17 protein-coding genes and 1 riboswitch are annotated in these 16,327 nt (G+C 50.5%); of the genes, 6 read left to right on the plus strand and 11 right to left on the minus strand.

Annotated elements, in window-relative coordinates:
• Positions 1–5: 5 nt before the first annotated feature.
• Positions 6–1,997, minus strand: coding sequence for a long-chain fatty acid--CoA ligase (locus L3556_RS11805; protein WP_277867469.1), 1,992 nt, complete (start codon positions 1,995–1,997; stop codon positions 6–8).
• A 136-nt stretch (positions 1,998–2,133) separates the two neighbouring features.
• On the opposite strand from L3556_RS11805, the gene L3556_RS11810 reads away from it, so the two are divergent.
• From L3556_RS11810 to L3556_RS11820, 3 genes are read left to right on the plus strand one after another with little or no spacing between them, the layout of a single operon-like run.
• Positions 2,134–3,288, plus strand: a complete 1,155-nt coding sequence (locus tag L3556_RS11810) for a DegT/DnrJ/EryC1/StrS family aminotransferase (protein ID WP_277867470.1) — start codon at positions 2,134–2,136, stop codon at positions 3,286–3,288.
• Positions 3,289–3,330: 42 nt separating this feature from the next.
• Complete coding sequence (locus L3556_RS11815; RefSeq protein ID WP_277867471.1) at positions 3,331–3,732, plus strand: hypothetical protein; 402 nt, start codon at positions 3,331–3,333, stop codon at positions 3,730–3,732.
• 12 nt (positions 3,733–3,744) lie between these two features.
• The gene (locus tag L3556_RS11820; protein ID WP_277867472.1) at positions 3,745–4,599 is read left to right on the plus strand and encodes a carbohydrate ABC transporter permease; all 855 of its coding nucleotides are present in this window, start codon (positions 3,745–3,747) and stop codon (positions 4,597–4,599) included.
• Here L3556_RS11820 and L3556_RS11825 read toward each other — a convergent pair.
• The 6 genes from L3556_RS11825 to L3556_RS11850 form a co-directional block, all read right to left on the minus strand.
• A complete protein-coding gene (locus L3556_RS11825) occupies positions 4,596–4,715 on the minus strand; it encodes a photosystem II reaction center protein J (RefSeq protein WP_277867473.1) in 120 nt (39 codons plus the stop codon). The two genes, L3556_RS11820 and L3556_RS11825, sit on opposite strands and share 4 nt — an antisense overlap.
• 37 nt (positions 4,716–4,752) lie before the next feature.
• Positions 4,753–4,869 carry a photosystem II reaction center protein PsbL gene (locus L3556_RS11830; RefSeq protein ID WP_277867474.1) on the minus strand — a complete coding sequence of 39 codons (117 nt, stop codon included), beginning with the start codon at positions 4,867–4,869 and terminating at the stop codon, positions 4,753–4,755.
• 14 nt (positions 4,870–4,883) lie between these two features.
• Positions 4,884–5,021: a cytochrome b559 subunit beta gene (gene psbF, locus L3556_RS11835; protein ID WP_277867475.1), complete on the minus strand. Its 138-nt coding sequence runs from the start codon at positions 5,019–5,021 to the stop codon at positions 4,884–4,886.
• 6 nt (positions 5,022–5,027) lie between these two features.
• On the minus strand, positions 5,028–5,282 hold the full coding sequence (gene psbE / locus L3556_RS11840; RefSeq protein ID WP_277867476.1) for a cytochrome b559 subunit alpha: 255 nt from the start codon (positions 5,280–5,282) through the stop codon (positions 5,028–5,030).
• A 64-nt stretch (positions 5,283–5,346) separates the two neighbouring features.
• On the minus strand, positions 5,347–6,339 hold the full coding sequence (locus L3556_RS11845; protein ID WP_422110780.1) for a photosynthesis system II assembly factor Ycf48: 993 nt from the start codon (positions 6,337–6,339) through the stop codon (positions 5,347–5,349).
• Positions 6,340–6,495: 156 nt separating this feature from the next.
• On the minus strand, positions 6,496–6,831 hold the full coding sequence (locus L3556_RS11850; RefSeq protein ID WP_277867478.1) for a rubredoxin: 336 nt from the start codon (positions 6,829–6,831) through the stop codon (positions 6,496–6,498).
• A 99-nt stretch (positions 6,832–6,930) separates the two neighbouring features.
• Between L3556_RS11850 and L3556_RS11855 the strand changes: the two genes are divergently transcribed.
• A complete protein-coding gene (locus L3556_RS11855; protein WP_277867479.1) occupies positions 6,931–9,690 on the plus strand; it encodes a valine--tRNA ligase in 2,760 nt (919 codons plus the stop codon).
• Between the two features lie 9 nt (positions 9,691–9,699).
• Here L3556_RS11855 and cobW read toward each other — a convergent pair whose 3' ends face one another.
• The 4 genes from cobW to L3556_RS11875 form a co-directional block, all read right to left on the minus strand.
• Entirely contained in the window at positions 9,700–10,761 is a 1,062-nt protein-coding gene (gene cobW, locus L3556_RS11860) for a cobalamin biosynthesis protein CobW (protein WP_277867480.1), read from the minus strand.
• A gap of 26 nt (positions 10,762–10,787) precedes the next feature.
• Positions 10,788–10,932, minus strand: a riboswitch (cobalamin riboswitch).
• 263 nt (positions 10,933–11,195) lie between these two features.
• Complete coding sequence (locus L3556_RS11865; RefSeq protein WP_277867481.1) at positions 11,196–11,543, minus strand: type II toxin-antitoxin system PemK/MazF family toxin; 348 nt, start codon at positions 11,541–11,543, stop codon at positions 11,196–11,198.
• Positions 11,534–11,749 carry a hypothetical protein gene (locus L3556_RS11870; protein WP_277867482.1) on the minus strand — a complete coding sequence of 72 codons (216 nt, stop codon included), beginning with the start codon at positions 11,747–11,749 and terminating at the stop codon, positions 11,534–11,536. The genes L3556_RS11865 and L3556_RS11870 overlap by 10 nt, the downstream gene beginning before the upstream one ends.
• Positions 11,750–11,843: 94 nt before the next feature.
• Positions 11,844–12,875 carry a sulfate/molybdate ABC transporter ATP-binding protein gene (locus L3556_RS11875; RefSeq protein WP_277867483.1) on the minus strand — a complete coding sequence of 344 codons (1,032 nt, stop codon included), beginning with the start codon at positions 12,873–12,875 and terminating at the stop codon, positions 11,844–11,846.
• A 279-nt stretch (positions 12,876–13,154) separates the two neighbouring features.
• Between L3556_RS11875 and L3556_RS11880 the strand changes: the two genes are divergently transcribed.
• Both L3556_RS11880 and L3556_RS11885 read left to right on the plus strand, forming a co-directional pair.
• Entirely contained in the window at positions 13,155–15,767 is a 2,613-nt protein-coding gene (locus L3556_RS11880) for an AAA-like domain-containing protein (protein ID WP_277867484.1), read from the plus strand.
• Positions 15,751–16,314: an outer membrane protein assembly factor BamD gene (locus tag L3556_RS11885; RefSeq protein WP_277867485.1), complete on the plus strand. Its 564-nt coding sequence runs from the start codon at positions 15,751–15,753 to the stop codon at positions 16,312–16,314. The genes L3556_RS11880 and L3556_RS11885 overlap by 17 nt, the downstream gene beginning before the upstream one ends.
• Positions 16,315–16,327: the final 13 nt, after the last annotated feature.

Genomic DNA, 16,327 nt, shown 5'->3' on the forward strand with positions numbered 1-16,327 from the left:
GAAAATTACTCAAACATCCCGTTAATCATATCGTGGTAGCGATCGCTGACCACATGACGACGAATCTTGAGGGTTTGGGTCAGCAAGCCATTCTCCATAGTAAAGGGTTCTAAGATAAAACGGAAGGTGGAAATGCGGTCATCGGGGCGATAGCCGGGCCGATTTTGCACTTCCCGCAGGAGTTCTTGGCGGAACAAGTCGTTGAGGTCTTTGTTATCGACGCTGGGGCCCAGTTTGACCAGTTCACCCACCCCTGCTGGGGCATCCTGCTTGGGAACCTCTAGGCGATAGCCCTTACTGGTAGCCCATTCTTTCAGGGTCTCAATATTGGGGACAATCAAGGCCCCAAGTGCTTTTTTATCCTGGCCCACCAACATGATCTGCTCAATGTAGGCACTGCGGATACAGGCATCTTCAATGGGCTGGGGTTCAATATTTTCACCATTACTTAAAACAATGGTGTCCTTTTGCCGCCCCGTTAGGACAAGATCCCCCATAGGGGTGAGCAAGCCTAAATCCCCCGTATCAAACCAGCTGTCCCCATCCAAAACCTTGGCCGTTGCCTCCCGCTTATTGTAGTAACCCTGCATCACTTGGGGCCCCTTAGCCAGGACTAATCCCTTTTCCCCCACGGTTAAGGGTTCTTTGGTTTCTGGATGGACAATTTTAATGGCCGTATCGGGAATGGGTCGCCCCGCCGAACCCCGTAAATTGGCCCAGTAGCGTCGTCCGGTTAAGACCACCGCCGTTTCCGTTAAACCATAGCCCACTAAAACCTCTACGCCAATCACTTCGTAGAACGTATCTAAGTGGGGGGCAAGGGCACCTCCGCCACTAATGACCTGCTTGATTTGTCCCCCCGTTGCTTCCCGAATTTTGCTGTAAACTTGTTTCTCCCCTAGTCCATAGATTGGCCCTAGGAGCATGACTTGAACTCGCGCCAGGAATTTTTGCCAGCCCGATGGTTGGGGATGGTCTAAACTCAAGCCATTTAATAGCCGCCGTTGCTGGACATAGCGTTGACCTACCCCCAAAAAGAAGGTGGCTAATCGCCGTTTACTACTGGGGGCATCCCGCAGTTGTTTTTGCACCGCTTCATAAAACCCTTCCCAAATGCGCGGAACGGCAATCATGTACTGGGGTTTGCGCTGTTTTAGATCATTCTTGAAGTGGCGAATATTGGTATAGGTCTGACTACAGCCACAGGCAAACAGAAAATATTCACACACCCGTTCGTAGGCGTGCCAAATGGGTAAGACACTCAAAATGCGATCGCCGGCATCTGGTTGTACCACGGCCCATAGACTAAAAATCTGACTGATCAGCCCCCCATGGGTAATCATCACCCCCTTCGGCTGTCCCGTTGTCCCAGAGGTGTACATCAACGTGGCTAAATCCGTGGACTCTATGGCGGTGGCCCGCACCGTACCGTACTGCCCCTCTTGAAAGACTTGATTAAAACTCAAGATAGGAATGGGCAAATCCAGGTTCGGGGTTTCTGAACTCAGGAGTACCACCGTGCGTAGGGATAAGTCTGTCAACCCGGAGGCAATTTTTTTGAGTACCGCTAGATTTTCAATGAGTAAAAGACTAGCCCCACTGTCTTGCAAGATGTAGAGCAATTCTTGACTTTCAGCCTGGCCACTGCGTACCGCGTTAATTGCCCCGGCCATGAGGCTGCCCTGATCCGCAATTAGCCAGCGGGGACTATTGTCCGCAAATAGGGCCACCCGATCGCCCTTTTGTACCCCCAACACCTGAAGTCCGGCGGCAAACCGTTGAATTTGTTTATACAGTTCACTGTAGGTAATCCGGGTTTCTGGCTCTTCGTAGGGGGCATTCAGGGCAATAATGTCTGGATAACGCCGCGCTAAAACTGCCCAAATATCGGATATTGCCTGGAGCGATCGATATTCGCTAAAACGCTCCGGTGGGGTGGCATCCTGGGATAAACCTTCAGGGGGAGTGTAGGTATAAGCTTCCGTCAGCTCAGGCATGGCTATAACTCATAAATGGCAGCACCATCAAGATAATACCTAGCATTGGGGATATCATTCGTATCCGCTTAAGCTTTCGTAAATGTTTTCTCAACAACCTTCCTGGTAAAATCAGGCTGGCTTGACGAGGCACGCTATGACCACTGGAAAGATTCCCATTCTTGATCTGACGGCTCAGTATCAAACCTTGGCCCCAGAGATTCACCAGGCCATTGAACGCATCCTAGAGTCAGGGCAGTTTATTTTAGGGCCCGAGGTCAAGGCCTTTGAGGAAGAAGTGGCGGCCTATTTAGGGGTGGCCCACGCTATTGGGGTGAATTCGGGAACTGATGCCCTTGTCATTAGCCTGCGATCGCTGGGGATTGGCCCGGGGGATGAGGTGATTACCACCCCCTTTTCCTTTTTTGCCACGGCGGAGTCCATTAGCAATGTCGGTGCTAAACCCGTTTTTGTGGATGTAGACCTAGACACGTTTAATCTGAATCCAGCCCTCATCAAAGCTGCGATCACGCCCCAAACCAAAGCGATTTTGCCCGTGCATCTTTTTGGCCAGCCTGCGGCCATGGGCGAAATCATTGAGATTGCCGCCGCCCATAATTTAGTCATTTTAGAAGACTGTGCCCAGTCCTTTGGGGCAATATACACCGCCACCTGCCCAGATTGCCATTGTTCTCAAGCCACCCAAGATCGTCTCAGGAATAAATTTACCGGCACCCTCGGCACCATGGGCGCGTTCTCCTTTTTTCCCACAAAAAATCTGGGGGCCTACGGCGATGGTGGCCTCATTGTCACCGATGATCCAGAGTTAGCCCAATTGGCGCGGATGTTACGGGTGCATGGATCAAAAAAACGCTATCACAATGAACTCCTGGGTTATAACTCTCGCCTAGATAGTCTTCAGGCAGCCATTTTGCGGGTGAAACTCCCCCACATTGACCAATGGAATCAACAGCGACGACGGGTTGCCCAAACCTACAATGAGCACCTGAGACACGTTCCTGGTCTGATCACGCCACAGATTACACCGGGCCATGTCTTTCATCAGTACACCCTTCGGGTCTTAGATGGCAAACGCCAGGGCTTGATGGATGCCCTAGGAACCCAGGCCATTAGTACAATGGTCTACTATCCCATTCCCCAGGATCGTTTACCCATTTACCAGGGGCAGTATCCTGCCTACCCCGTAAGCGATCGCCTTGCCTCGGAGGTCTTGAGTTTACCCATTTGGCCAGAACTCAATGAGCCAACTATTATCCACATTGCTGAGGCAATTAAAACCTTTTTGGCCTAGAATCACCTAGCATTTGGTTAACCATCGTTTTATTTTGGTCCCATGTATACTTTTCAAAAGTTGGCGGCGGCGGGGTGTCTTACCTTTGGGATTATTCCCTTAATGTTTTTTGTATTTATTTTCTTTCAGCCCGAAAAGACCCGCGAAGATCGCAGTGCCATGTTAGGGTTTCTGGTATTTGCCGTTCCTCCCCTGAGTCTAGGGGGAGGGTTGCTCTGGAATATCCAGCGACTTCAGCGCGATCATCTTCACAACACGTTCCACAATCTTTTAGAGCGCAATCGAGGGGAAATTGCGGTGATGAATTTTTCCCTAGAAGCCAAGATTTCTGCCGAAGCCGCTAAAAAATATTTAGAGGGCCAAGCCAAGGCCTTTGGGGCAGACTTTGATGTGGTCGATACGATGGTGGTGTATCGGTTCCCCTATCAGAAAATGCGTCGCTAGAGTGTTGCAACAATGCAAAATCGCCTGACTGCCTGGGGATTTTTATTCCCTGCCCTAGTGCTACTGACTATTTTCGTCTTTGGCCCCATTATCTATGTGGCTATTCTTAGTTTTACGGCGGGTAGTTTTACGCCAACGGGTATGTATTGGGTGGGGTGGCAAAATTATGCCCGACTTTTGGCCAGCCCTGACTTTTGGCAAGTGTTAGGAAATACCCTCTACTTTACGGTGGCAACGGTCATTCCCAGTTTAGTTATTCCCCTAGGGTTAGCTGTGGGCCTCAATCAAGCCATGGTCGGGCGAACATTCCTGCGAACCATTTATTTTTTACCTTCGGTGGCATCCATTGTCGCCGCCGGTTTGGGCTTTCGCTGGCTATTTCAACCGGAGGGGCCCGTTAATGCTCTATTGCAGGGGGTCGGGATCGAGCCAATTTCCTGGCTGGGAAGTCCTGTGTGGGCGATGCCGGTCTTGATTTTGCTTAGTATTTGGAAGCAACTGGGCTTTAATATGATTGTATTTTTAGCGGGTTTGCAAACCATTCCCCAAAGCCGTTATGAAGCAGCAACCCTAGATGGAGCCAATGCCTGGCAGCAGTTTCGCTATATTACCCTACCGGGGTTGGGGCCAACCTTAGTTTTGGCGGCAATTACCACCACCATTTTTACGCTACGGAGTTTTGAGCAGGTCTATGTGGTGACGGGGGGTGGGCCCTTAAATACCACAAACCTGCTGGTATATTTTATCTACCAACAGGCCTTTGGCATGTTTGATTTTGGTTATGCAGCGGCAGCCGCAACGATTTTATTATTGGCTACCCTGGGGCTAGTGTGGCTTCAGCTACGTACCTGGCAAGATCAACCCTAGAGGGAGGATCCTAAGCCAGCGTAGGCACCATAGAAGAATAGACCCACAATTACAATAACGCCCATCCCGGCAACGGTGCCAACTACCCAGAGGGGAATACGACCGGATTCAGACATGATATTTATCCTCCTACTGTCAAAACAATTTGGATAGTTAGTTAAAGAAATAGCTAGAGAAGAGAAGAGCCAAAACAAAAATGAGCAACAACCCCAGGTAAAGGGAGGTGCGATTGAGTTCTACTGGCTGGCGATTAGGATTTGGTTCCGTCATGTCAATACCTCAGACTACCGTTGAATGAATTGCATGGCGGCGATCGCCCCCAAGAAGAAAATGGTGGGTACGCCGAGGGTATGAACCGCAATCCAACGTACCGTAAAAATGGGATAAGTCAAGGGTTCTTGATTTGGACTATTACTGGTCATAGGGGCCTACTTCGCCTCTTGGATAAACGTCTCAACCTGTTGTTTGCTCTCAAACCGATCGGTCACCAAGGGAATCGCCCGCTGGTCTTGGGCAAAGTAGGTGTCCGGGCGGGGAGTACCAAACACATCATAGGCGAGGCCAGTGCTAACAAACAACCAGCCCGCAATAAACAACGCTGGGATGGTAATGCTATGGATGACCCAATAGCGCACACTTGTAATAATGTCCGTAAACGGCCGTTCTCCGGTAGTTCCAGCCACGTCAGATGCCTCCAAAAAACTGTAAAAAGCAAGTAATTTCTATGATACGCAAGTGGGGATTCCCTCACAATGGCAATGCAGCAATTAAATCACTCGTTGTGAATGCCGTAGATTGAACATCCCCGACATAACGGAGCAAAATACCCTGCTGTCCAATGATAAATCCTTGACTGGGACTAAAGAAAAGAATTTTATAGAAGTTTGAGGGGACATTGGTCACATCCCGATCTTTTTTCCAGGTCTTGCCCCCATCTAAACTACAGAGCAAGCTACCACTGCCCCCCGACAACCAGGCTTCCTGGGGGGTGCGAAAGGCGAGGTCTAAAAGTCCCACACTGTTTCGCCCTTGGGGACTGACGGGATCACTCCAGGTCTCCGGATCGGTGATGTCGTTAAAGCTGAGTTTGCCGCCATTGACGAGCATCCACAACTGGCCGTCTGTGCCAAAACCCATATTCTGAACCCGGCGCGAACTATTGCGATTATGGGGTTCCCAGGCGGCTTGCCCTGGCTTCCAGGTGGAATAAAAGCTGCCCCGGGAAGAGACGGCTACGTATTCCCCCTGGGGCGATCGGCTAATATTGCGAACGACACCCACGGCTTCTTGAACTAGTGCCTTCCAGGTTTTACCCCCATCTTGGGTTTGATAAATGGCACCAATATTGGTGGTCATTTCGGCACGACTGGGGCCGAGGGCATAGATGGTATTGGGGTCGCCGGGCAATTTTGCACTCAGGGGAATTTCTGACCAGGATTGGCCGCCATCGGTGGTGTGCAATAAAATCGTTGGTTCGCCGACAATCCAACCTTCCTGACCACTAAAGCTAACGGAGTTAAAACGGTAGTCCCCCGTATCTAGGGCGAGGGTTCGGGGTTGCCAAGAGCGTCCTCCATCGAGGGTTTCCATTAATGTGGCATCGGAACCCACGAGCCAACCATGCTTAGGCGAGATAAAACTCATGTCTAAGACCATGGAGTCACTGGGTAATTCCATCACCTCCCAGGGATTGAAGTCTAAGGTGGTGGAAAAACCACAACTGGTGCAGAGGAGCATCATGGCGACCACCAGCCCCAGCGATCGCCCCCACTGTTTTAGTTGAGTGAGAACATACTTAACGTGCCCTAGAAACCCGATCACTGTTTAATTCCTCTAATTTGCTCTGACGTTGATTTGATCTAAACTTTGATTTATTTTTAATCTATTGGATTGAACCTATTGGATGCCATAGAAACTCAGCAGAAAAAGAATACCTAGGGCCAACCCCCCAAAGATCAGTAAATTTTTCTGACCAGGGGTTAGGGTATTCACACCAAACCCGTAATTATAGTTTTCCTTGAATCCTGAGGCAGAACCCAGAGGGCCAATATTACTAAATTGGGATTTAGGCTGGCCGCAGGCAGGACAACGCCAATTAGCTGGCAAATCCGCAAAGGCAGTATCCGGGGCAATTTTGGCCCGACTATCCCCCTTACTGGGTTCGTAGATATAGCCGCAGGCGCGACATTCAAAGCGATCTAGTGGTTCGGTTTCGATTGTCTCTGGTGCCATGCCCGATTACGATCATTCCCATGGGTTTGCATCCTTGATTATGCCACTTTGGGATACGATTAAAAACCTAACATTGCCCCTAATTGCTCAGGTTTTCCTATGGCTGCTGAAGTGATCAATTTACCAAGTCAGTACGATCCCGCTGGAAGTGAAGCCCAATGGCAACGGCGGTGGGAAGAAAATCAGGTATTTCGGGCCCAAGTGAATCATGGGGGAGAATCCTACTGTATTGTGATTCCGCCTCCCAATGTCACCGGCAGTTTGCACATGGGCCATGCCTTTGAACACGCCCTAATTGATGTCTTGGTGCGCTATCAGCGGATGCGGGGCCGGAATGTGCTGTGGTTGCCGGGGACAGATCACGCCAGTATTGCGGTGAGTACGCTCTTGGATCGGGATCTGGCCAAGGAGGGAACGACCCGCCAGGCGTTAGGGCGATCGGCCTACTTGGAGCGGGCGTGGGCATGGAAGGAATCCTCCGGCGGCACGATTGTCGGCCAACTGCGGCGACTGGGCCTATCGGTGGACTGGACGCGGGAACGCTTCACCATGGATGGGGGTCTTTCCGCTGCGGTTTTAAGGGCTTTTAATCAGCTATACCAAGAAGGATTGATCTATCGCGGTCAGTACATGGTGAATTGGTGTCCGGCGAGTCAATCGGCGGTGTCGGATCTGGAGGTGGAAAACCGTGAGGTTCAGGGACATTTGTGGCATTTTCGCTATCCCTTGACTGATGGTTCGGGTTTCTTGGAAGTGGCGACGACGCGACCGGAAACGATGCTAGGGGATACGGCGGTGGCGGTAAACCCCGAGGACGATCGCTATCAAGCTCTGGTGGGAAAAACCCTGCGTTTGCCGATCATGAACCGTGAGATTCCCATTATTGCGGATACCTATGTGGATCCCAGTTTTGGTACGGGCTGTGTGAAGGTGACACCGGGCCATGACCCCAATGATTTTGCCATGGGCCAACGCCACAATTTACCCATGATTAACTTACTCAATAAGGATGGTAGCCTCAATGAAAATGGGGGAGACTTTGCGGGCTTAGATCGCTTTGTGGCTCGGAAACGGGTGGTGGAGCGACTCGATCAGGAGGGTTTTTTAGTCCGGGTTGAGGATTATAAGCATACGGTTCCCTATAGCGATCGCGGCAAAGTACCGGTGGAACCGCTCCTCTCAACCCAATGGTTTGTAAAAATTCGTCCCCTCGCCGATCGCACCTTGGCGGCCCTCGATAATGATCAATCCCCCCGCTTTATTCCCGATCGCTGGGCCAAGGTCTATCGGGATTGGTTAGTGAACCTTAAGGACTGGTGTATTTCCCGGCAGTTGTGGTGGGGCCATCAAATTCCCGCCTGGTATGTGGTGAGTGAAACCCAGGGGGAAGTGACCGATGATACTCCCTTTATTGTTGCCCCCTCGGCGGCAGAAGCCCAACGCCAGGCGATCGCCCAGTATGGGGAGGGGGTACAGCTAGAGCAGGATCAAGATGTATTGGATACCTGGTTTTCCTCGGGGTTATGGCCCTTTTCCACCCTGGGTTGGCCAGACCAGACCGATGATATTCGCACCTACTATCCCACCACGGTTCTAGTCACCGGCTTTGACATTATCTTTTTCTGGGTGGCGCGGATGACGATGATGGGGCTGCACTTTACCGGAAAAATGCCCTTCCAGGATGTGTATATCCATGGATTGGTACGGGATGAAAATAACAAAAAAATGTCGAAATCCGCCAACAATGGTATTGATCCGCTGCTGTTAATTAATCACTATGGCACCGATGCCCTCCGCTATGCCCTAGTCAAGGAAGTGGTGGGGGCGGGTCAGGATATTCGCATTGAATATAATCGCAAGACCGATGAATCGATTACCGTGGAAGCGGCTCGAAATTTTGCCAATAAGCTCTGGAATGCATCCCGTTTTGTGATTATGAATCTGGGGGGACAGACTCCAGCCCAGTTAGGTTTAATCAGGGACATTCCCGCCACTATGAACTTAGAATTGGGCGATCGCTGGATCCTATCTCGCTATCACCAACTCATTCAAACCTGTCGCCAGGAAATTGACACCTATGGTCTAGGGGAAGCGGCCAAGGCATTGTATGAATTTATTTGGGGTGATTTCTGTGATTGGTATATTGAACTGGTGAAGCCGCGCCTCCAGGGCGAAGATAGCCCTGAAAAAACCACCGTCCAAGGGGTTCTTGCCATGGTTTTAGAGGGAACATTAGGGCTGTTACATCCCTTTATGCCCCACATTACCGAGGAAATTTGGCATACCCTCACCCAGGCAGATTTAACAGATTATTTGGCGGTACAGGCCTACCCAGAGGCAGAATCCCAATGGATTGATCCTGACCTTGAGGCCAACTTTAGCTTAGTGATTGAGAGTATTCGCACTATTCGGAATTTACGCACAGAGGCAGGGATTAAGCCTGGCCAAAGGATCAATGTGATCATCGAAACCCGGGGCGATCGGGAGCAGGTTATTTTTCAAGCCGGCCAAGCCTATATCTGTCATTTGGGGCGGGTAGAGATCCTCACGGTGCGATCGCAGCCAGAGCAAGGAGAGCCAGGAAAATCAGGCAAAACAGACCAAGTTTTTACCGGGGTTGTGGGAACCAGTGAGGTGTTAATTCCGCTGACGGGGATTGTGGATATTCCTGCCCTTAAGGCCAAGCTGGAAAAAGACCTAGAGAAAGTGAAAAGTGAGATGAAATCCCTTCAGGGCCGCTTGAATAACCCTAACTTTATCGAAAAAGCTAAGCCGGAGGTGGTGGCCGGGGCAAAGGCGGCCCTAACAGAGGTGCAACAGCAATGTGAGATTTTAGAAACTCGCCTAGGGTTGCTTTAGGGGCTACACCTAAACCAATAAGGGGCGATCGCCCAATAGGGGGGGAATCCCCTCTGGAAAGCGACCAATGAAAACCAGCCGGGTTTGTCGTAATTCCGAGGGTTGCCAGGGGCGATCATAAAAGGTCTCAAACCGATTGCCAACCCCCTGCACCACTAAACGCATCGGTTTATCGGGCACATTGACAAAGCCCTTGATCCGGTAAATTTCATGATCCTGTACCAGGGATTGGAGATGGCCCACGAGTTCCTTGGGGTTAAATCCCTGATCCAAGACCAGATCTATGGACTGAATATCATCATCGTGATCATGGTCTTCTTCGCTGTCGTGGTGACTGGGCCGGGCATCTAGGTGATCTTCAACGGCGGCATTAAATCCCAGGAGTAGGTCTGGACTCACCTGACCGCGATCGCAGGCAATAATTTTAACTCCAGGGGAAACTTCCTGCCTGAGCCAGGTTTCAATGCGTTTCTGGCTAACCCCATCCAGCTGATCCACTTTGGTCAAAAGTACCATGTCAGCACAGGCTAACTGATCCTCAAAGAGTTCCTCAATGGGGGTTTCGTGGTCTAGGCTCCCATCTTCCTGGCGTTGATCTTCGAGGGCAGCCAAATCCCCAACAAACTGCCCCAGGGCCAAGTCCTCACCATCTACAACGGTAACAACGCCATCTACGGTGGCCCCAGTGCGAATTTCGGGCCAGCGAAAGGCTTGGATTAGGGGTTTGGGTAAGGCCAGACCAGAGGTTTCAATGAGGATACAGTCAAGGCGATCGCGGCGTTTGAGTAGCTCCTGCATCGTTGGCAAAAACTCTTCCTGAACCGTGCAACATAAACAGCCGTTGGTTAGCTCGACAATATTAGAATTATTAGTATTCAGCCTATCGGCAGATTCATCCTCGTCACACACCTGGCACGATCGCAACAGATCGCCATCAATCCCCACTTCGCCAAACTCATTCACTAAGACCGCAATGCGCCGGCCTTGATTATTCTGTAATAAATGACGCACTAGGGTTGTTTTACCGGCCCCAAGAAAGCCAGTAATCACCGTCACCGGAATTTTATGCATAGCCCATCCGTACCTCGCAGATGTGGATTTATTGTTGGCGATCGGCGGGCATCCTGACTTAGAGATGACTCCATCTCCTTACAGTTGCGGGACAGTGGCAGATTTTCACTGCGCTTTCCCCCTATCGTCTGATGGCTGTTCCCCACCAGAACCAATCCTAAAGGAGAACCCTAACACAAATTGGAGTTTACTGGAAAAAAATTTCTTAAAATAAATTTACCAATATACAAATCCGTCAGCAGGGCACCTCGATTAATTCAAAATTTGGAGCGATCGCAAACGAGATTTCAATGGTTTCAGCCTCTATTTTTAACAGATCGAGCAATTTTTCGAGGTTCCCAGCAGTTATCCCTTGTTTTAGATAATTGGAGAATGTTGAAATATCTACGCTTATTCCAGATTGAACAATTTCTCCCCTAGTTCATGAATGCAAATTAATTCAGTTGAAAGGCAAACCTCAATGCTTCATTTAGTCGCTGAAGTTGCTGCTGACCTAACCCACCTAACCGTCGCTGCAACAAGTGGTACTCTAGGGTAACTATTCTAGTGACTCTAATCTTTGAGGCGACTTTAAGACCCGTTTGGCTGAATTCCAATTCATCTGGGGTCAGGATAACTTCATCCAGAGTCGCCTCTTTCAGATTTTGTGAAGAGATAAAGCAAAGAGTGATATCTTGCCTTTGAGAATCGACACAAAGAACGACTGCTGGCCTCAGTTTAGTCTGGCTAAGATCGGTAAAGGGAAATGGTACTAGGACAACATCGCCTTTCCTTAAGGACATGGAATGGCTTCTCCATCATCGAGGCTATAGAGGTCGGGTTCGTTGTTGAGAAAGTCGAAACTACTGCCTTGCAGTGCCAGGGTCATAATGTCTGGGGTAGATGGATCAGTAGACTCAAAGAAGAGCTTTTCTTCCAAGACGGCCTGTTCTTCTGGGGAAAGTGAACGAATGACCTGAATAATGGAATCAATTAGTTGGGTGTTCATGGCTGACTCTCTGATGGCTCCATCTCCTTACAGTTGCGGCACAGGATACCCCTAGCGCACACTTGAATTCATTGGAACATTAATTCTCAAAAAACTAAATCGAATAATATAGGGGAAAAGATTTTGCTTCTTTGGGCTTCACAAACACATGTTGCTGGGGTTCAAGGCCTAGCTCATCAAATCGTTCCCTAGATAGGTGGGCCGTCAAAACCTGACCATCATCAAGGGTAAGCTCTGCCTGAATTTCCCAGCCAAGATGAATAATTCGACTCACCCGTGCTGGGGCGGTATTACCATTGGCCGTGGTTTCAATCACCACATCATGGGGGCGCAAAAATACATCGCACTGAGGCGGGGCATGATCACTATCACTATTATTATGGCCGTGAAAAATGCGAGAGGAACCAGAGAGGACATTCACCGGGCCAATGAAACTCATCACAAAAGGGCTGGCGGGATGATCATAGATTTCGGCAGGGGTTCCCACTTGCTCCACTCTCCCTTGATTCATCACCACGATTTCATCGGCAACTTCCATGGCTTCTTCTTGGTCGTGGGTGACAAAAACAGTGGTCACATGAACGTCATCGTGGAGGCGGCGTAACCAAGCCCGTAGTTCTTTGCGGACTTTGGCATCTAGGGCTCCAAAGGGTTCATCCAGCAGTAAGACCTTGGGTTCCACGGCGAGGGAGCGGGCTAAGGCAACCCGTTGGCGTTGACCACCAGACAGTTGGGAGGGGTAGCGATCGCCCAGACCCGATAATTGCACCAAGTCTAAAAGCTCATCCACCCGTGCCTTAACCTTTGGGCGGGGCGTTTTCCGTAGTTCCAGGCCAAAGGCAATATTTTGACGGACACTCATGTGCTTAAACAGGGCATAGTGCTGAAACACAAAACCAATATTCCGTTCCTGGACGGTTTGGTAGGTTGCGTCTTCCCCCGTGAGCAAAATCCGACCAACATCGGGATTTTCCAAACCGGCAATGAGTCGCAGCAGTGTTGATTTGCCCGAACCCGACGGCCCTAACAGTGCCACGAGGGAACCACTAGGTATGTCTAAATCCACCTGCTTCACCGCCTGAAAACTACCAAACCGCTTCGAGACGTTTTCAACACAAATACCCATGGAACAATACCGCAGATTTCCTAAACTCTACTTATCCTACCAGATAACCGTAGTTTGGTGATGATGCTTTAAATTTTCTCAAAAGAAGGTCTGGGGCGATCGCCCAGTTTGGTTTAGACTGAGGGGCGACGAGGGACAAACCTAGAATAAATGTCATCCTATTAATAGTGTTAATCCTGTGCCCAACCAAAACCCTCAAGATTCCGTAGCTCATCTCCGGGATCTATCCCCCACCCAAGGGTTTAGCATTAAACATTTGTTCAAAGCGTTAGTTTAGGCATGATTGGAAAAGTTCTTGGCAGTCGTTATCAAGTCATCCGCGTCCTAGGGGCCGGTAATTTTGGGCAAACCTTTTTAGCGGAAGATATTCATCGTCCGGGACGGGCGAAATGCGTCGTGAAATATCTACGGCCCGCCCGCACCGATGCCAGTTTTTTACCCCTAGCGCGATCGCTATTTCAACGGGAAGCCCAAACCCTGGAACGCCTAGGCAGCCATGATCAAATTCCCCGTCTCCTTGCCTATTTTGATGAAGACGCTGAGTTTTATTTAGTCCAGGACTTTATTGAAGGCCATGTCCTCCGCACCGAGTTACCGCCGGGCTGTAGTTGGTCAGAGGCGGATGTGATTGACCTGTTACGGGATGGTCTGAAGATTCTGCAATTTGTCCATAAATGTGGGGTAATTCACCGAGATATTAAGCCGGATAATTTGATTCGTCGCCAGAATGATCACAAGCTCGTCCTAATTGATTTTGGTGCGGTCAAACAGATGCGGGTATCCATTGCGGGTGGTACTCTCACTGGCGATACGGCGGTGAATACCATTGCCATTGGTACACCGGGGTATATGCCTCCAGAACAGGCCCAAGGTCGGCCCCGGCCCTGTAGTGATCTCTATGCCTTAGGGATGATTGGGATTCAGGCCCTCAGTGGTGAAAATCCGCTGCAATTACCCCAGGATGCCTATGGATGCTGGAATTGGCGCACCCAAGGAAAGGTGAGCGATCGCCTGGTGCAGATATTAAATCGCTTAGTTCATCCGTCGGTCTTTGAACGCTATGCCACGGCAGAGGAAGCCCTTGGGGCCCTAGATCAAGTGGAAACCTCACCACCCCTGTGGCAACGCTTGGGCAAATTTTTACGCACCCCAGTTCAAGACCTCTGGGGCAATACGGACATTACCCTATCCCCAGCTACCGTTAGCCCGGAGCCAGAGAAAACGATTCCCGATATTCGGGCCATGGCCGACATTCCAGAAACCGCCGAAGAACTGCCGACCTCCCAATCCCGCGGATCTACCCTAGGACGCTATGTATTTATTAGCCATTCCAGTGAGGGGAGCGATCGCCAAATTGCTGAGGCCTTTTTTGATGCCTTGACCGAAGCGGGCCACCATCCCTTTATGGCCAGTGAAAGTATCCGCATGGGAGAAGGCTGGGCCCAACGCATCGATCGGGAACTCAAGCAATGTGATTTTTTTCTACTGTTACTCTCCCAGGATGCGGCCCAGAGTGAAATGGTTCTAGAGGAAGTTCGCACCGTTCGCGCCCTCCAATCCCAACGCCCGGATCACCGTCCCTTTATTTTGCCTGTGCGGGTGAATTTTCCCCTAGACTTACCCCTCAACTATGAACTGCGGGGCTATTTACATCGATTACAACAACGCTTCTGGCGATCGCCCGCCGACACCGCCGCTTTAGTAAACGAAGTCCTTGACATGGTGAATGCCACCCACAGCCCGGCCCTGGCGTCCACAGATAACCCCAATTTTCCCACCACTGGCGGAGTCTCTGGGCAAGCGTCGGGAACGATGAGTGTGGATGCCCCTCCGGTGCCGGTGGCAGAGCCAGAATTGCCGGAAGGCCAGGTGGAAGTGGCATCGGCCTTTTATATTGAACGGCCCCCCATTGAAAATCGTTGTCGGGAAACCTTGCTGCAACCGGGTTCCCTAATTCGGATTAAGGCTCCCCGGCAAATGGGTAAGACATCCCTGATGGCTCGGCTCCTCTATCGTGGCCACCAGGAGGACTATGCCACGGTACCCTTAAGTTTTCAGTTGGCGGATGCCCAGGTATTTACGGATCTAGAAAAATTACTGCGTTGGTTCTGTGCTGGAGTGGGACGGCGCCTGGGCCTGGAAAACCGCTTAAAGGATTATTGGGATGATATTTTTGGCAGTAAGTATAATTGCACCGCCTATTTTGAAGAATACCTATTGCCCAACTGTAAATCCGCCAGCGGCGATCGCCCCCTGGTTCTTGGCTTGGATGAAGTGGATCGGGTCTTTGAATATCCAGAGATTGCCAGTGATTTCTTTGGTTTGCTGCGGGCTTGGCACGAAGAGGCAAAAAATCGTGATCTATGGCGTAACCTGCGGCTGATTGTCGTCCATGGGACGGAGGTTTACATTCCCCTAGATATTAATCAATCCCCCTTTAATGTTGGCCTGGCCATTGATTTACCGGAATTTAATGCTGAACAGATTTGCGAACTCAGTCGCCTCCATAGCCTAGATCTAAGCCAGGATCAACTCAGGGAACTCCAGGCCCTAATTGGTGGCCATCCCTACTTAGTTCGTCTGACGTTGTATCACCTCGCCCGTCAAGATATGACCTGGGCTGATCTGTTCCGGGATGCAGCCACGGAAACCGGCTTATTTCGAGATCACCTGCGGGGGCAATGGTGGCACCTGCATCAACGCCAAGAACTGGTTCCCGCCTTTGCTGAAGTTGTCAAAACCCCTGAGAGTATCAGTCTAGATGCGACCCTAGGTTTCAAATTGCACAGTTTAGGTCTCGTCACTCTGAATGGTAATTTAGCCCAGGTGCGGTGTGATCTCTACCGCCGCTACTTCCGGGAACGATTTGAGCAAAGTGGCACTCTACCATGATCCATCCACGACCATGACCAGCCCAGAGGAACTGTTTCACCAGGGCCAGCAGGCCTTTGAGCGGGGAAACTATGCCGCCGCCATTCAATGCCTAAATCAGGCCGCCGCCCTCAGCCAAGGGAATATCAAACTGGCAGGGGAAATAAAAACCTGGTTAGTCACCGCCTATGAGGCCGCTGGCAACCATGACGCGGCGATCGCCCTGTGTCGGCAACTGCAAACCTATCCCGATTCAGAGATTCGCAAACAAAACCGCCGCCTACTGGCAATTTTGAATGCCCCCCAGCTTCAACGGCGGCCGGAATGGTTGAGTCAAATCCCAGACTTAGAAACCGTCACTGACACAAAGGGAGTGTTCCTTGGCGATCGCCCTAGTCAGGCAGCCCCCCGGAAGCCATCGGCCCAATCCAAGACCGACCTAATGCCCTTGACACCTGAGAATCCAGAAAACCCTGCGAGTACTTTTAGCTTTAGTATCTTTATTTGGGGAACTCTGGGGATTTTAGGGGTGGGGTTGATCCTGGTTGCGGTGTGGCCCCTAGGCTAAATGCCTAGTTCTG

This window comes from Candidatus Synechococcus calcipolaris G9, assembly GCF_029582805.1.
Lineage (GTDB): Bacteria > Cyanobacteriota > Cyanobacteriia > Thermosynechococcales > Thermosynechococcaceae > Synechococcus_F > Synechococcus_F calcipolaris.

What these genes read in the sequence shown, in the direction of transcription:
- L3556_RS11805 (WP_277867469.1), bottom strand. Translation starts at nt 1,997, where the DNA reads ATGCCTGAGCTGACGGAAGCTTATACCTACACTCCCCCTGAAGGTTTA.
- L3556_RS11810 (WP_277867470.1), top strand. Translation starts at nt 2,134, where the DNA reads ATGACCACTGGAAAGATTCCCATTCTTGATCTGACGGCTCAGTATCAA.
- L3556_RS11815 (WP_277867471.1), top strand. Translation starts at nt 3,331, where the DNA reads ATGTATACTTTTCAAAAGTTGGCGGCGGCGGGGTGTCTTACCTTTGGG.
- L3556_RS11820 (WP_277867472.1), top strand. Translation starts at nt 3,745, where the DNA reads ATGCAAAATCGCCTGACTGCCTGGGGATTTTTATTCCCTGCCCTAGTG.
- L3556_RS11825 (WP_277867473.1), bottom strand. Translation starts at nt 4,715, where the DNA reads ATGTCTGAATCCGGTCGTATTCCCCTCTGGGTAGTTGGCACCGTTGCC.
- L3556_RS11830 (WP_277867474.1), bottom strand. Translation starts at nt 4,869, where the DNA reads ATGACGGAACCAAATCCTAATCGCCAGCCAGTAGAACTCAATCGCACC.
- psbF (WP_277867475.1), bottom strand. Translation starts at nt 5,021, where the DNA reads ATGACCAGTAATAGTCCAAATCAAGAACCCTTGACTTATCCCATTTTT.
- L3556_RS11845 (WP_422110780.1), bottom strand. Translation starts at nt 6,339, where the DNA reads ATGATGCTCCTCTGCACCAGTTGTGGTTTTTCCACCACCTTAGACTTC.
- L3556_RS11850 (WP_277867478.1), bottom strand. Translation starts at nt 6,831, where the DNA reads ATGGCACCAGAGACAATCGAAACCGAACCACTAGATCGCTTTGAATGT.
- L3556_RS11855 (WP_277867479.1), top strand. Translation starts at nt 6,931, where the DNA reads ATGGCTGCTGAAGTGATCAATTTACCAAGTCAGTACGATCCCGCTGGA.
- cobW (WP_277867480.1), bottom strand. Translation starts at nt 10,761, where the DNA reads ATGCATAAAATTCCGGTGACGGTGATTACTGGCTTTCTTGGGGCCGGT.
- L3556_RS11865 (WP_277867481.1), bottom strand. Translation starts at nt 11,543, where the DNA reads ATGTCCTTAAGGAAAGGCGATGTTGTCCTAGTACCATTTCCCTTTACC.
- L3556_RS11870 (WP_277867482.1), bottom strand. Translation starts at nt 11,749, where the DNA reads ATGAACACCCAACTAATTGATTCCATTATTCAGGTCATTCGTTCACTT.
- L3556_RS11875 (WP_277867483.1), bottom strand. Translation starts at nt 12,875, where the DNA reads ATGGGTATTTGTGTTGAAAACGTCTCGAAGCGGTTTGGTAGTTTTCAG.
- L3556_RS11880 (WP_277867484.1), top strand. Translation starts at nt 13,155, where the DNA reads ATGATTGGAAAAGTTCTTGGCAGTCGTTATCAAGTCATCCGCGTCCTA.